At 72.4% G+C, this 13189-nt stretch carries 13 protein-coding genes; 8 read left to right on the top strand and 5 right to left on the bottom strand.

The window, feature by feature from the left end; translation table 11 throughout:
* Nucleotides 1-152: 152 nt before the first annotated feature.
* The 7 genes from AB0G11_RS31405 to AB0G11_RS31375 all read left to right on the top strand — a co-directional run bounded on the left by AB0G11_RS31405 (nt 153) and on the right by AB0G11_RS31375 (nt 6573).
* On the top strand, nt 153-872 hold the full coding sequence (locus AB0G11_RS31405; RefSeq protein ID WP_049569261.1) for a GntR family transcriptional regulator: 720 nt from the start codon (nt 153-155) through the stop codon (nt 870-872).
* Between the two features lie 14 nt (nt 873-886).
* The gene (gene bioD, locus AB0G11_RS31400) at nt 887-1600 is read left to right on the top strand and encodes a dethiobiotin synthase (protein ID WP_357590228.1); all 714 of its coding nucleotides are present in this window, start codon (nt 887-889) and stop codon (nt 1598-1600) included.
* A gap of 51 nt (nt 1601-1651) precedes the next feature.
* Nucleotides 1652-2239 (top strand): helix-turn-helix domain-containing protein, encoded by a 588-nt coding sequence (locus tag AB0G11_RS31395; protein WP_219500846.1) that lies wholly within the window; start codon nt 1652-1654, stop codon nt 2237-2239.
* A gap of 84 nt (nt 2240-2323) precedes the next feature.
* The gene (locus AB0G11_RS31390) at nt 2324-3478 is read left to right on the top strand and encodes a sensor histidine kinase (protein ID WP_219500844.1); all 1155 of its coding nucleotides are present in this window, start codon (nt 2324-2326) and stop codon (nt 3476-3478) included.
* On the top strand, nt 3469-4122 hold the full coding sequence (locus AB0G11_RS31385) for a response regulator transcription factor (protein WP_219500842.1): 654 nt from the start codon (nt 3469-3471) through the stop codon (nt 4120-4122). Before AB0G11_RS31390 ends, AB0G11_RS31385 begins: the two co-directional genes overlap by 10 nt.
* Entirely contained in the window at nt 4119-4886 is a 768-nt protein-coding gene (locus tag AB0G11_RS31380) for a DUF4097 domain-containing protein (RefSeq protein ID WP_219500840.1), read from the top strand. Before AB0G11_RS31385 ends, AB0G11_RS31380 begins: the two co-directional genes overlap by 4 nt.
* A 40-nt stretch (nt 4887-4926) precedes the next feature.
* Entirely contained in the window at nt 4927-6573 is a 1647-nt protein-coding gene (locus AB0G11_RS31375) for an acetolactate synthase (RefSeq protein WP_219500838.1), read from the top strand.
* Here the strand turns inward: AB0G11_RS31375 and AB0G11_RS31370 are convergent, their stop codons facing one another.
* A complete protein-coding gene (locus AB0G11_RS31370) occupies nt 6574-8136 on the bottom strand; it encodes a serine/threonine-protein kinase (protein ID WP_357590226.1) in 1563 nt (520 codons plus the stop codon).
* A 231-nt stretch (nt 8137-8367) separates the two neighbouring features.
* Here AB0G11_RS31370 and AB0G11_RS31365 point away from each other — a divergent pair, with 231 nt between their 5' ends.
* A complete protein-coding gene (locus tag AB0G11_RS31365) occupies nt 8368-8748 on the top strand; it encodes a thioesterase family protein (protein WP_246644102.1) in 381 nt (126 codons plus the stop codon).
* On the opposite strand, the gene AB0G11_RS31360 is transcribed toward AB0G11_RS31365, so the two are convergent.
* The 4 genes from AB0G11_RS31360 to AB0G11_RS31345 form a co-directional block, all read right to left on the bottom strand.
* A complete protein-coding gene (locus AB0G11_RS31360) occupies nt 8738-8950 on the bottom strand; it encodes a biotin/lipoyl-binding carrier protein (RefSeq protein WP_156325834.1) in 213 nt (70 codons plus the stop codon). The two genes, AB0G11_RS31365 and AB0G11_RS31360, sit on opposite strands and share 11 nt — an antisense overlap.
* A 32-nt stretch (nt 8951-8982) precedes the next feature.
* On the bottom strand, nt 8983-10371 hold the full coding sequence (locus AB0G11_RS31355; protein ID WP_357590224.1) for a biotin carboxylase N-terminal domain-containing protein: 1389 nt from the start codon (nt 10369-10371) through the stop codon (nt 8983-8985).
* Nucleotides 10372-10573: 202 nt separating this feature from the next.
* The gene (locus AB0G11_RS31350; protein ID WP_219500832.1) at nt 10574-11827 is read right to left on the bottom strand and encodes an HD domain-containing phosphohydrolase; all 1254 of its coding nucleotides are present in this window, start codon (nt 11825-11827) and stop codon (nt 10574-10576) included.
* Nucleotides 11824-13179 carry an HD-GYP domain-containing protein gene (locus AB0G11_RS31345; RefSeq protein WP_219500830.1) on the bottom strand — a complete coding sequence of 452 codons (1356 nt, stop codon included), beginning with the start codon at nt 13177-13179 and terminating at the stop codon, nt 11824-11826. Before AB0G11_RS31345 ends, AB0G11_RS31350 begins: the two co-directional genes overlap by 4 nt.
* Between the last annotated feature and the right edge of the window lie 10 nt (nt 13180-13189).

Here is a 13189-nt window from a genome sequence, read left to right as displayed (position 1 = left end):
GGGCCAACAGCCAAACCGCCGCCGCCTTTTCGGGCGGGTCAGGGGCTGTGAAGACCATCACAGCGGTTGCGGCCTGGCCTGCCGCAGCGGTTATCCTTCACCATCAGCCTGAGCTGCCCGGATTGGCGCTCGGCAGAAGTGAAGGTGAGAGCGTGACAGACGACGGCCCTCGCGTACCGAAGTACTACGACGTGAAACGGGCCCTGCTCGAGCTGACCAAGACGCTCGCGCCGGGTTCCGCGCTGCCGCCCGAGCGGACGCTCGCCGTACGCTTCGAGACCTCGCGCACCACGGTCAGGCAGGCGCTGACCGAGCTGGTCGTGGAGGGCCGGCTGCTGCGCATCCAGGGCAAGGGCACGTTCGTCGCGCAACCCAAGGTCGCGCAGGTGCTGCAGCTCACCTCCTACATCGGCGACCTGCGCACGGCCGGCCTGGAGCCCGACACCAAGATCCTGGAGATCGGCTACATCACCGCCGACGAGGCGCTGGCCCGCCGCCTGGCGATCAACCCGGGCGGCCGCGTGCTGCGCATCCACCGGCTGCGGCTGGCCAACGGCGAGCCGGTCTCGGTCGACACCACGCACCTGTCGGCGCGGCGCTTCCCGCGCCTGCGCCGCGAGCTCGAGGTGCACTCCTCCCTGTACGAGACGCTGCACAACGCCTACAACGTACGGCTCACCGACGCCGAGGAGATCATCGAGACCGTCCTCGCCACGCCGTACGACGCGAAGCTGCTGGGCGTGGACGTGGGGCTGCCCATGCTGCTGCTGACCCGCCACGCCTTCGACGCCGACGGCAATCCGGTGGAGTGGGCGCAGTCGCTCTACCGGGGCGACCGCTACAAGTTCGTCACCAGGCTGCGCCGCCCCTGACTACGCTTGGCCGCGTGAGCGTGATCGTGGTCAGCGGGACCGACTCCGGGGTGGGCAAGACGGTCGTGTGCGCCGCCCTGGCCGTGCTGGCGCGGGGCCGGGGGGCGAGCGTGGCCGTGGTGAAACCCGCCCAGACCGGCGTCGCCCCCGGCGGGCCCGGCGACGTGGACGAGGTCATCCGGATGTCCGGGGTGACGACCACGTTCGAGCTCGCCCGCTTCGACGCGCCGCTGTCGCCGGCCGCCGCGGCGCGGGCCGCCGGGCTGCCCCCGGTGTCGATGCCGCAGGCCGCCCGCCGGATCCGCGAGCTGGCCGAGAGCAACCGGCTGGTCGTCGTGGAGGGCGCCGGCGGGCTGCTGGTGCGCTACGACGAGGACGGCGCGACGATCGCCGACCTGGCCAGACTGCTGGGCGCGCCGGTGCTCGTGGTGGCCCCGGCCGGGCGCGGCACGCTCAACCACACCGCGCTGACGCTGGAGGCGCTCGCGCACCGCGGCCTCGACCTGGCGGGCGTGGTCATCGGCGCGTGGCCGGCCGAGCCGGGGATCGCCGAGCGGAGCAACGTGACCGACCTGGAGATGCTGGCCGCCCGGCCGCTGGCCGGCGCGCTGCCCGAAGGGGCCGGGCGGCTGTCCGGCGACGCCTTCGCCGACGCGGCGCGGCGCGGGCTCGCCGTGACGCTCGGCGGCGCCTTCGACCCCGCCGCGTTCCGGGGGACCTTGCGCTGAGCCGCCGGATGTGGCAAGTTCTGTTGCTCTTTCCGGGATGCTGGAGACGTCATGGACAACATCGCCGCGATCGAAGAGGTGCTCGCCCAGGTCGGCCCGCGGCTCAAACGGCTGCGCGCCGAGCGCGGCCTGACGCTGTCGGCGCTGGCCGAGGCCACCGGCATCTCCACGAGCACCCTGTCGCGCCTGGAGTCCGGGCAGCGGCGGCCCAGCCTCGAGCTGCTGCTGCCGGTCGCCCAGGCCTACCAGGTGCCCCTGGAGGAGCTGGTGGGCGCGCCGGAGGTGGGCGACCCGAGGGTGCGCGCCGTGCCGCGCAAGATGCACGGCCGCACCGTCCTGCCGCTGACCCGCCAGCCCGGGGCGCTGCAGGCGTTCAAGATGGTCATCATGCCGGAGCCGGGCGTCCCCGAGCAGCAGACGCACGAGGGCTACGAGTGGATGTACGTGCTGTCCGGGCGGCTGCGGCTGCTGCTGGCCGACCGTGACCTGGTGATGAAGGCGGGCGAGGCCGCCGAGTTCGACACGCGGCTGCCGCACTGGTTCGGCAGCGCCGACGACCAGCCGGTGGAGATCCTCAGCCTGTTCGGCCGCCAGGGCGAGCGGATGCACGTGCGCGCCCGGCCGGCCAGCCGCGCCTAGCGTCGGGGGGTGGGGCTAGCCCCACCCTGGTCGCGCACACCAGGCCCATGTCCGGCAGCTCCCAGGAGTCAATACCGTGGAGGCATGAAACGACCCCGGGTGGCCACGGCGTGGCTCGACACGGCCCACGTGATGACCGGGCTGCCCGTCGCGTTCGCGCTCGCGGTGCTGACGCTCGCGTCGGCCGTGGCCCCGCCCGTGCTGCGGCGCGGCGTGCCCTGGTTCACGCGGGTGCAGCGCTCCCGGTTCGAGGCGTTTCTGGGCGAGCGCATCCCGCCGGTGCCGCCCGCGCGCAGCTGGCGCACCTCCAGCCTGTGGCGGCAGATCGCCTACCATCTGCTGTCGCCGCTGGTCAGCGGGCTGGCGGTGTTCCTGGTCGCGGCGACGTGGGGCGCGGCGCTGGTGGGGCTGCTGGCCTTCCTGCCGCCGCTGATCCAACCGCCGCCGCTGACCTTCCTGTTCGACCTGCGCGACCCGAACGTGGTAACCACCTACATCGTGGCGGGGGCCGTACTCCTGCTGATCGCGCCCGTGCTGGCGCGCGGGATGGCGATGCTGGACCTGTCGGTGGCGCGGGCGCTGCTCGGCCCCAGCCGCGACGAGCTGGGGCGGCGCATCGAGACGCTGACCGAGAGCCGCGCCGGCGTGATCGACGCCGCCGATGCCGAGCGGCGGCGCATCGAGCGTGACCTGCACGACGGCGCCCAGCAGCGGCTGGTGTCGCTGGCGATGAACCTGGGCCTGGCCCGCGCCACGCTCACCGACCTGCCGGAACCGGCCCGCGAGGCCATCGAGCACGCGCACGAGGAGGCCAAGCAGGCGCTCAAGGAGCTGCGCGACTTCGTCCGCGGCCTGCATCCGGCCGTGCTCAATGACCAGGGCCTCGACGCGGCGCTGTCCGGCGTGGCCGCGCGGGCCCCCATCCCGGTGCGGTTGCGCGTCGACATCGAGCGCCGCGCCACTCCGACGATCGAGGCGGTGGCATTCTTCATCGTGTCCGAGGCACTGACCAACATCGCCAAGCACGCCGCGGCCACCAAGGCCGAGGTGAGCGTGCGGCGCGAGCGCGACCGGCTGCACGTACTCGTCTACGACGACGGCTGCGGCGGGGCCCGCCTCGACAGCGGCACCGGGCTGCGCGGTCTGGCGCAGCGCATCGACGCCGTGGACGGCAGGCTGCGGCTGAGCAGCCCGCTCGGCGGCCCGACGACGATCGAGGTGGACCTGCCGTGCGAGTAGTGCTCGCCGAGGACTCCGTGCTGCTGCGCGAGGGGCTCGTCCGGCTGCTGGAGGCGGCCGGGCTGGAGATCGTGGCCGCCGTGGCCGAGGCCGAAGGACTGCTGCGGGCCGCCGAGGAGCACCGGCCCGACCTGGTGCTCACCGACGTGCGGATGCCGCCCACGCACACCGACGAGGGGCTGCGGGCCGCGCTCGTGCTGCGCCGCCAGCAGCCGTCGCTGGCCGTGCTGGTGCTCTCCCAGTACGTCGAGGAGCGCTACGCCGCCCAGCTTCTCGCCTCGGCCGCGGGCGGCGTCGGCTACCTGCTGAAGGACCGAGTGGCGGACGTGGCCGAGTTCGTCGACGCGCTGCGCCGGGTGGCGGGCGGCGGCACCGCGCTGGACCCCGAGGTGGTCTCCCAGCTCCTGCTGCGCGGCCACAGCGACCCGCTGGACCGGCTGACGCCGCGCGAGCACGAGGTGCTCAAGCTCATGGCCGAGGGCCGCTCCAACGCGGGCATCGGCGCGCAGCTCGTGCTCAGCGAGGGCGCCGTGGGCAAGCACATCGGCAACATCTTCGCCAAGCTCGACCTGCCTCCGGCCGAGGGCGATCATCGTCGGGTGCTGGCCGTGCTCCAGTTCCTCAAGATCAGGAGCATGCCGTGAGAGCGCTCTGGCTGACCCTCGGCTCGGTGCTGACCGTGATCGCGGTGACGGTGTCGACCGCGATCATCTGGCGCGGGTTCGCCACCGCCCGTGAGCCCACCGAGACCACCGAGCGCGTCATCGCGGTCGAGGCGCTGACCACGCTGCGCGTGATCGGGGAGGGGGCCGTGAGCGTGCAGGTCCATCGGGGCGAAGCCGGGCAGATCCTCCTCATCCGGTCGATGCGCTGGTCACAGGAGAAGCCCAGCGTGTCGGAGGACTGGGACGGCCGGACCCTGCGCCTGGACTCCTCCTGCCCAGGCGCCGGCTACCTGACCGCGCCGGTCTGCGAGATCGGCTACCAGGTCCTGGTGCCGCAGCACGTCAGCGTGGACGCCAGGACCGCCTCCGGCTTCCTGGCCGTCGACGACATCGCCGGTGACATCCGCGTCGCCACCGTCTCCGGCGCCGTCCGCCTGGACGACCTGCCCGGCAAGGTGCACGCCAGGAGCGGGTCGGGCAGCGTCCGGGGCGACTCCCTGCGCAGCGAGCAGGTGGACGTGGAGGTGAGCTCGGGCGACCTCGACCTGTCGTTCATGACGCCGCCCAGCGAGGTGCGCGCGATCGTCAAGACCTCCGGCAACATCGACATGGAGCTTCCGCCCGGCGCCTACGACCTGTCGACCAGCGCGCCACAGGTGATCATGACCCCGGTCAGCGACCCAGGCTCGTCCAGGAAGATCACCGTCTCGACGCCCGACGGCGAGGTGTCCATATGCTGCTGAAGCTCTGTTTACTTTTGTGACTGGTTGGTAAGTTCCCGGCATGGAGTCTGCGAAGCACGCCGGTGACGCCGCTGTCGCCGTGTCCAAGGCCTATGGTGTCGAGACCATGTTCACCCTGTCGGGCGGGCATGTCTTTCCCCTTTACGACGGCGCCCAGCACGAGGGCATGCGCATCCTCGACGTGCGCCACGAGCAGAGCGCGGTCTTCGCCGCGGAGGCCACCGCCCGGCTGACCCGCAACCCCGGCCTGGCGGTGCTGACCGCCGGGCCCGGCATCACCAACGGCGTCAGCGGCGTGGCCACCGCGCACTTCAACGGCTCCCCCGTCGTCGTCCTGGGCGGGCGCGCCCCGCAGTCGCGCTGGGGCAGCGGCGCCCTCCAGGAGATGGACCACCCGCCGCTGTTCACGCCGATCACCAAGCTGGCGTTCACCGCCTCCGGCGCCGACTCCGTCGGCCAGGACGTCGAGACCGCCTTCCGCACCGCCGTCGCGCCGCACCGCGGCCCCGTCTTCCTCGACGTCCACATGGACCACCTGTTCTCGCCCGCCCCCGTGCCGGAGCCGAGCACCCAGTCGCCGTCGCCGCTGGAGCCCGACCCCGACGACCTGCGCGCCATCGCCGCCCTGATCGCCGAGGCCGAGCGGCCCGTGCTCGTGTACGGGTCCGACGTGTGGATGGACCGGGCCGAGGAGGCCGCCCGCGACTTCGCCGAGACCTGGCGGCTGCCCGTCATCCCCAACGGCCAGGGCCGCGGCATCCTGCCCGCCGGGCACGACCTGCTCGTCACCCGCGCCCGCGGCCTCGCCTTCGCCCAGGCCGACCTGGTCGTCGTCATCGGCACCCCGCTCGACTTCCGCCTCGGCTACGGCTGGTTCGGCGGCAAGGACGGCGCCCCGCTGGCCAAGGTGGTGCACATCGCCGACGCGCCGTCCGGCATCACCACCCACATGAAGCCCGTCGCCTCCGCCGCCGGCGACCTGTCGGTCGTCCTGTGGAGCCTCGGCACGGCCTGCGGCGAAGCCGGCGTCAAGCCGAGCCGCTACGAGAGCTGGGTCAGCACGCTCGCCGACACCGCCGCGGCCGCCATCGCCGGCGACGCCGCCCTGCTCGCCTCCGACTCCGACCCGATCCACCCCATGCGCATCTACGGCGAGCTCGGCAAGGTCCTCGCCGACGACGCCGTGGTGATCGGCGACGGCGGCGACTTCGTGTCCTACGCGGGCAAGTACGTCGAGCCCCGCCGGCCCGGCAACTGGCTCGACCCCGGCCCGTACGGCTGCCTCGGCACCGGACTCGGCTACAGCATCGCCGCCCGCCTGGCCAGGCCGTCCTCCCAGGTGGTGCTGCTGCTCGGCGACGGCGCGGCCGGTTTCTCCCTCATGGACGTCGACACGCTCGTCCGGCACCGGCTCCCGGTCGTCATGATCTGCGGCAACAACGGCATCTGGGGGCTGGAGAAGCACCCGATGCAGCTCCTGTACGGCTACGACGTGGCCGCCGAGCTGCAGCCGCAGTGCCGCTACGACCAGGTGGTCACCGCGCTGGGCGGCGGCGGCGAGCTGGTCACCAAGGCGTCGGAGATCGGGCCCGCGCTGCGCCGCGCCTTCGACTCCGGCATCCCGTACATGGTCAACATCGCGACCGACCCGCAGGTCGCCTACCCTCGCAACACCACGGGGGTGTGACTACGGCTTGACCGTGGTCGTGGCGGTCACGGTCGGGGTGGGCGTGTTACAGGTCGGGGTGGGGATCAGCACCGCCTCGACCGTCTTGCCCACCTCCAGCATCTCGCCCCCGTTGGGGAAGCTCTGGCCGACCATCTTGCACATGTCGGGCAGGGTGCCGTCGGTCTGGTCGTCGGCCTTGAACCCGAAACCGGCCTGCTTGATCTTGGCCAGGGCCTGCGGGTAAGGCATGTTGACGATGTACGGCACCTCCTTCTTCGGCTTGGGCGTCGGGGAGGGCGACTTCGTGGTCGTCTTCGTCGGGGTGGGCGTGGGGGTCGGGGTCGGAGACTCGGTGGGCTCGGTCTCCTCGGGGGTCGGCGTCGTCTTGTCGCCGATCGACTGATCCCTCGGAGGCTTGGTCGACGGCTTCGGCCTGGGCGGCCTGGTCGTCGGCTTCTCCGTCGGCTTCTCACGCTTGGACTCGGTGACGGTCGGCGTCGGGGTCGGCTGGGCGTACGGGTCGCCCTCGGCGCTCATGTTGGTCAGTGCGACCGCGCCCGCGCCCACGCCGAGGACCAGCACGGCGGCGAGCCCGGCCACCAGGCCGCCCCGGCGCGGGGCCTTGGCCGCGCGCCGGCTGCCCTGGCGCTGGCCCGCCACGGTCGTGGCCTCGGGAGGAGCCTGCACCGCGCCCGTCTGATACGCCTCGGGCGGCGGGGCCATGGTGGCGCCGGTGGTCGGCAGGGCCGCCTGGGTCATCGGGATCTCGCCGGTGGCGACCATGCGGGCCGCGTCGCTCATCGCCCTGGCGCTGGGGAAGCGCCGCGCCGGGTCCTTCGACAGGGCCCGCTCGACCAGCGCGCGCACCGGCCCGGGGATGTCGGGCGGCAGCGGCGGCGGCGCCTCGCGGATGTGCTTGAGCGCGATCGTGACCGGGCTGTCGCCGTCGAACGGCCGCTGACCGGCCAGGCACTCGTAGGCGACGACGCCGAGCGCGTAGATGTCGACGGCCGGCGTGACCGGGGCGCCCTCGGCCTGCTCGGGCGCGCAGTAGGCGGCGGTGCCGAGCACCATGCCGGCGTCGGTGAGCCGGTTGGCCAGGTCGGAGCGGGCGATGCCGAAGTCGGTGATGACGAGCGTGCCGTCGCGCTGCACCAGCAGGTTGCCCGGCTTGACGTCGCGGTGCACGATGCCCTGGTCGTGCACGGCCTGGAGCGCCGAGGCGGCCTGGGCGATGAGCTCCATGGCGGGCTGCGGCGAGATCCGGCCGAGCCGGCCCAGCAGGCGGTCGAGCGGTTCGCCGTCGACGAACTTCATCACCAGGTAGACGGTGTCGCCGCTGACCCCGTAGTCGTAGACGTCGACCACGCCGGGGTGGTTGATCGTCGCCATCGCGCGCGCTTCCCCCTGGAAGCGGGCGAGGAAACCGGGGTCCTGCATACGGCCCGGGAGCAGCACCTTGACGGCGACGGTCCGCGCGAGGACGGTGTCTTCGCCGCGCCAAACCTCGCCCATTCCTCCGGCGCCGATGCGGGTATCCAGGCGATACCGCCCCGCAAGCGTCGTCCCTTGGGCCACCATGACTCCCCCGCTACCCCCTGCCTCTAGACCCTCTCCCACCCCAGGGTTCTCAACAAAGCGAACTTGTGTCGCGGTGCGGTCACACGGAGGTCACGGAACTCGGAGAGTGTACGACTCACATTCCTCACACGCCACACAAATGCCACAAGTTGTCCCACCCTATCCTGCGGCCTGCGAACCCTGCTTGTCCCCGTTTTCGGACAGATCACCGCGCCACACTAAGCTGACGGCATGACGCTCGCTCCGGGTCTCCGCTCCCAGCTGCTCACCATGGTCGAGCGGAGCGACACCGCCGAGAAGATCGGCAGCGGCGACGTGCCCGTGCTCGCCACGCCGCGCCTGCTGGCGCTGGCCGAGCAGGCGACCCTCCAGGCCGCGGCCCCGCACCTCAAGCCGGGCGAGACGTCGGTCGGCACCCGGGTCGAGCTCGAACACCTGGCGGCCAGCCCCGTCGGCGCCCACGTGAGCATCGGCGTGGAGCTGACCGAGGTCGACGGCAGGCGGCTGGTCTTCGGCTTCCAGGCCAGCGACAAACACGCGCTCGTCGCCAGAGGCGTGATCGAGCGCGTCGTCGTCGACCGCGAGAGGTTTCTGGCGCGCGTCACTCGATGACGGCGATCAGGTCGCCTTCCTGGATCACGTCGCCCTCGGCCACCTTGAGCTGGGCCACCACGCCGTCGTCCTCGGCGAGCACCGGGATCTCCATCTTCATCGACTCCAGGATGACCAGCGTGTCACCGTCGGAAACCTCGTCGCCCTCCCGGACGACGACCTTCCACACGTTCGCCACCATCTCAGCTCGGACCTCAGCCACCGCGACTCCCCTCTTCCAATGATCCAACAGTCTTACGCACGCTTGGCGCGCATCCGCCCTACCAGGCCCGTGTCATAGTCGCCGGTGACGAACTCGTCGTTGTCCAGCAGCTCCGCGCAGAACGGCAGGTTGTTCTTGGGCCCCTCGACGGTGAACCCGGCCACCGCCTCCCGGGCCCGCTCCAGCGCCTCGGCGCGGGTGGCGCCGTGCACGCAGAGCTTGGCCATGAGCGGGTCGTAGAACGGGGTGACCGTGTTGCCCGACTCGTAGCCCGAGTCGACGCGCACGCCGTCGCCCGCGGGCTCGGTCCATGCGGTGATCTTGCCAGGTCCGGGGAAGAACCGCTTGGGGTCCTCGGCGTACACGCGGAACTCGATGGCGTGCCCGCTGACCTCGGGCGTGATCTCGGGGCTCTCCCCGGCGGCGACCCGCAGCTGCAGCTCGACCAGGTCGAGGCCGGTGACGAGCTCGGTGACCGGGTGCTCCACCTGGAGCCGGGTGTTCATCTCCAGGAAGACGAAGTCCTGGGCGTCGGCGTCGACCAGGCACTCCACGGTGCCGGCGCCGAGATAGCCGACGGCCTCGCCGGCGCGCACGGCCGCGGCCAGCATGCGCTCGCGCAGCTCGGGCGTGATGCCGGGCGACGGCGTCTCCTCCACGACCTTCTGGTGGCGGCGCTGCACCGAGCAGTCGCGCTCGCCCAGCGCCACGACGGTGCCGTCGGGGCGGCCGAGGATCTGCACCTCGACGTGGCGGGCTCGCTCGATGTAGCGCTCCAGCAGGATGGCCGGACCGGCGAGCACGTCGCCCGCGCCGCCCGCCGCCGCTGCCGCCGCGAATCGCAGCGCCGCCCGGGACGCCTGGTCGAACGCCTTGGCCAGCTCGTCGTCGTCATGCGCGACGCTCATGCCGATCCCGCCGCCGCCTCCGGCGGTCTTGACCATGACGGGATAGCCGATCTCCTTGGCCGCCGTCATGGCCAGGCCCAGGTCGGTGACGGGCTCACGGGTGCCGGCGGCCACCGGGACGCCGGCGTCCTCCATGAGGTTACGGGCGTTGATCTTGTCGCCCATCCGGTCGATGGCCTCGGGGGCGGGGCCGATCCACACCATGCCCGCGGCGATGACGGCCTCGGCGAAGCCCGCGTTCTCGGCCAGGAACCCGTAGCCGGGGTGGATCGACCGGGCGCCCGTGGCGCGGGCCGCCTCCAGCACCTTGACCGGGTCGAGGTAGCTCTGCGCGGGGTTGGCCGGCCCGATCAGCACGGCCTCGTCGGCCTCGCGCACGTACGGCAGGTCGGCGTCGGCCTCGGAGTGGACCGCTATGGCGCGCAGGCCCAGCCGCTGGACCGTGCGGATGATCCGGCGCGCGATCTCCCCTCGGTTGGCGATCAGGACGGGTCCGAGCGTCTCATTAAGCACGTCGCCAACCCTACGACCGCCGGGGCCGCCAGCCCTTTCCCCCGAAACCACCGATCCGGACAATCGGATCTGTAGGTTTCCTACAAATGAGGCAGTGCCGAAACCCGTGGGCGGGCGCGCCGTACTGCGAGGACCTACAGCGCCGTGGCACGTGCGCGAAGGGGCCGTAGTGCGGGAATCTACAGGACCGAAAACCCCGCCGTCAGCGCCGCAGGGCCGTGCGGCCGGTGACGCGGGCCAGCGCCTCGACCGCCTCCGCATCGTACGCGGTGCCGGCGGCGAGCCTGAGCCGCTCCAGCGCGGCGCCCGCGCGGTCGCGGTCGGTCGAGCCGCCGAGCAGGTCGTCGTAGGCGTTGGCCACCTTGATGATGCGGCTCGACAGCGGCGGGTCCTCGCTCACCGGGTCGCACTGGCGGCTGACCAGATCGGCCACCCGGTCGAGCACGCCGGTCTGCCTGATCACCTCGGCGCCCAGCTCGGCGATGCTGCGGGCCTGCTCGGGGTCGGTCAGGACGGTCGCGCCGCCGGGGATCGGGTCGCGCAGCGAGAGCTGGCCGATGTCGTGCATGAGCGCGGCGTACTCCAGCTCCAGCAGCTCCGGCTCGGCCATGCCCAGCTCCCTGCCGATCGCCACGGCCAGGCGGCTGACCCGGCGCGAGTGGCCGGGCTCGACGTAGCCGCCGACCTCGGTGACCCTCGACAGGGCGCGCACGGTCTGCAGGTAGGTGGCGCGGATGCCGGCGTACTTGCGGAAGGCCACCTGGGTGACGAGCAGCGGGGCCGCGAAGACGAGCAGCGCCACCAGGTCCATGCTGTGGGTGGCCAGCGCGAGCAGCACGCCGGAGGAGGCGACGGCGACCCCGAGCGGGAAGGCGACGTTGATCTCGTCGCGCACGGCCACCCGGAACGCGGTGCGCATCTCCTCGGCCCGCAGCATCGCGGCGACCACCACGTCGATCAGCAGCGAGAGGCTGGTGAGCGCCACCATCAGGCCGAGAGCCGGCCACCACGTGCCCGACTCGCCCTGGGTGAGCCGGTAGAGGGGGTCGGCCAGCGGGCGGAAGGCGAAGGCCAGCAGCGCGGCGGTGAGCAGGCGGCGGGCCATGGCGTCGAGGCGCGGCGGACGCCCGACGGCCAGGTGGGGCAGCGCGCCCGCGATCATGCCGACCGCGATCACGGCCACGACCTGGAGCGCGGAGTGGCGCAGCGGGACCTGGCTGAGGTCGAGCAGCAGCGTGTAGCCGAGCGCGGCGGCGGCGCCGATCGGGGCGACCTCGCGGTTGCCCGGCATGGTGAGCCTGGCCAGCTCGCCGACCGCGATCAGCGCGCCGAACCCGACCGCGATCTCCGGCCGGTCGAGCCCGACGGCCGAGGTGTGCGCGATCCCGGCCACGGAGACGAGCCCGGCCGCGCCGACGAGGAGGAGCCGGCCGGTGCCCAGCCGCTGGTAGGTCACTGCCCCGTCACCACTTCGATGGGCATCGTCGGGTCGTCGTGGTCCTTGATGTGCGTCTCGGCGTCCTCGGGCGTCGGCGGGTCGACGCGGCGCGGCGGCTGCCACGGGTTGTGCTCCAGCGCCTTGACGAACGCGGCCACCATGACCGGGTCGAACTGGGTGCCGGCGCCCTTGCGCAGCTCCTCCACCGCCACCTCGACCGGCCGGGCGCCCCGGTAGGAGCGGTCGGAGGTCATCGAGTCGAACGCGTCGGCCACGGCGATGATCCGGGCGAACTCCGGGATCTCGTCGGCGGCCAGCCCCATCGGATAGCCCTTGCCGTCGTGGCGCTCGTGGTGGTGCATGATCCCGGCGAACGCCTCGTCGAGGAAGTCGATGCCCTGCACGATCTCCAGCCCGCGCATCGGATGGAGCTGGATCGCGGCGAACTCCTCCTCGGTCAGCGGCCCGTCCTTCTGCAGCACCTTGGTCGGCACGCCGAGCTTGCCCACGTCGTGCAGCATGCCGGCGTAGCGGATGGCGCGCAGCCGTTCCATGCCCATGCCGACCTCCTGCGCGATCATGGTGGAGGCGAGCGAGACCCGGGTGCAGTGGCCTCTGGTGTAGTAGTCCTTGGTCTCCACGGCCTGGCACAGGGCGGCCATCGTGGCGTCGTAGGAGCGCTGCTGCGCGTGATACTGGCCGAAGGCCCAGCGCGCGACGAACAGCGGCACCAGCACGAGCACGGCCGAGATCGACTGCACGGTGGCCCACAGCCCGGCCACCAGCAGCCCGAACGTGCCGTAGCCCAGGTAGGACAGCAGGAACTGGGCCAGCCCGCGCAGCGGCACCTCCTCGGCCCTGACGTGGGTGGCCAGCCTGATCATGGTGAGCGTGAGCAGGATGTTGAGCGGCACGAACACGGCGGTGGCCGCGGCGTAGGGGCCGATCAGGTCGTCGAAGGCGGCGACCTCGGGCACGCCGACCGCGCCGCCGAGCCACACGTACACGCCGCCGGCCGCGAAGCCGCAGATGGCGAACTGGGCCCCGTTGAACACCCGTTTGATCAGCGGCAGCCCGGGACGGACGCTGAGCACGGCGGTGAGCCCGACGAGCGCCGCCCCCTCCGGGCCGATCAGCACCACCGCGGCCAGCGCGGCCGAGAAGCTGACCGACACCGCGAACTGCTCCACGTTGAGCAGCGTCGGCATCGACTCGCACACCAGGAACAGCAGCACGAGCACGAGCAGCACGTCGAGATTGTCCGGCGCCACCAGCGCGCCGGAGGTGACCACGCTGCGCCCGATGAGGGCCGCCGCGGCGCCGATGACGCCCAGCAGGTAGACCCTCGCGGGCCACGGCAGATCACGCATTGCGGCCCCC

This window comes from Nonomuraea sp. NPDC023979 (genome assembly GCF_040639085.1).
GTDB classification, from domain to species: Bacteria; Actinomycetota; Actinomycetes; order Streptosporangiales; family Streptosporangiaceae; genus Nonomuraea; species Nonomuraea ceibae.
The sequence above is the reverse complement of the archived record's forward strand: the minus strand, read 5'-3'. Positions and strand labels throughout refer to the sequence as shown.